Genomic DNA, 1,203 nt, shown 5'->3' with positions numbered 1-1,203 from the left:
GAGGATGCTCCTATGGATAGTCAAGATGTGGGGCAGAGTTGCTCGGCGGTGAGTTGCGGGCGGGGTAGCAGACGGTAGATCTCGCGGGCAACGAAGCGTTTCAGGCACCGGATGATCTCCTTCTTGGAGAGGCCGTCGGCGGTGCGTCGGGCGACGTATTGCTGAGTGCGCAGGTCGTACTTCATGCGGACCAGAACGATGGTGTGCAGGGCTCTGTTGGCCTGGCGGTCGCCGCCGCGGTTGAGCCGGTGACGGTGAGTGCGGCCGGAGGACGCAGGGATGGGTGAGGCTGCGCAAAGGTGGGCGAAGGATGCCTCGGAGCGGAGACGTTCGGGGTTGTCGCCGGCGGTTTCCAGAAGCTGACCTGCAGTCTCGGGGCCCACGCCGGGCAGCGCGACGACCTTGGGGGCAGCTTTGGTGACCAGCGGGCCGATCTCGGCTTCGGCGTCCTTGATCTCCTCGTCCAGGGCCTGATAACGGTGGGCTAGTCGCCGGAGGGTGACTTTGGTCGTGTAAGCGGGATCTTCGAGGTTCCCGGTGGGGCGGGAGCGGGCAAGGGTGCCGATCAAGTCTTTGGCGGACAAGCCGCGGAATCTGTCACGGACCTCGCTGGGGGCGCTGATCATCAGAGCGCGGATCTGGTTGATGGCCTGGGTACGGGCCTTGACCGCGGAGTTGCGGGCCACACGCAGGACCCGGATGGTTTCCACGATGCCGTCGCGGGTCTTCGGGGTGCCGTCGGCACGGCCTGACAGAACGGCGGTGGCGGCCGCGTAGGCGTCGACGGGGTCGGACTTGCCATTGGCGCGGCGGGCCTTGCGGTCGGGGCGGTCGACCTCGATGACCGTGAGTCCGTTGCCGCGCAGGAAGCGGGCGAGCTCGGCACCGTAGGAACCGGTCCCCTCCATCCCAACAGCGATCATCTCGCCGTGGGAGGCGAACCACTCCAGCAGTCGCCAGTAGCCGTCCGGGGTCGTCTCGAATGATTCGGTGGCCAGCTGCCGGCCCACAGAGTCGATGACGGCGGCCTGGTGAAAGTCAGTGTGGGTGTCGATCCCGCCGACCACAGATATCTCGGTTGCCTCGTTGGCTGTCATGCTGATGGTGCTGTCCTTTCGAACCGCGCTCTGGAGAGGGGATAGCACGGGCCGATCGGACAGACGGACAACACAGTGATGGGACCCCTGGTCAGGCTCCTATTAG

General features: G+C 65.8%; 1 protein-coding gene. It reads right to left on the bottom strand.

The genetic code is table 11. The features are described 5' to 3' along the window. Positions 1–20: 20 nt before the first annotated feature. On the bottom strand, positions 21–1,097 hold the full coding sequence (locus ACFU95_RS51040; RefSeq protein WP_383844825.1) for an IS110 family transposase: 1,077 nt from the start codon (positions 1,095–1,097) through the stop codon (positions 21–23). Positions 1,098–1,203 lie beyond the last annotated feature (106 nt).

It is taken from the genome of Streptomyces sp. NPDC057623 (assembly GCF_042800355.1).
Classification (GTDB): Bacteria; Actinomycetota; Actinomycetes; order Streptomycetales; family Streptomycetaceae; genus Streptomyces.
Note: the sequence above shows the minus strand (reverse complement) of the source record. Positions and strands in the feature narration are given on the sequence as shown.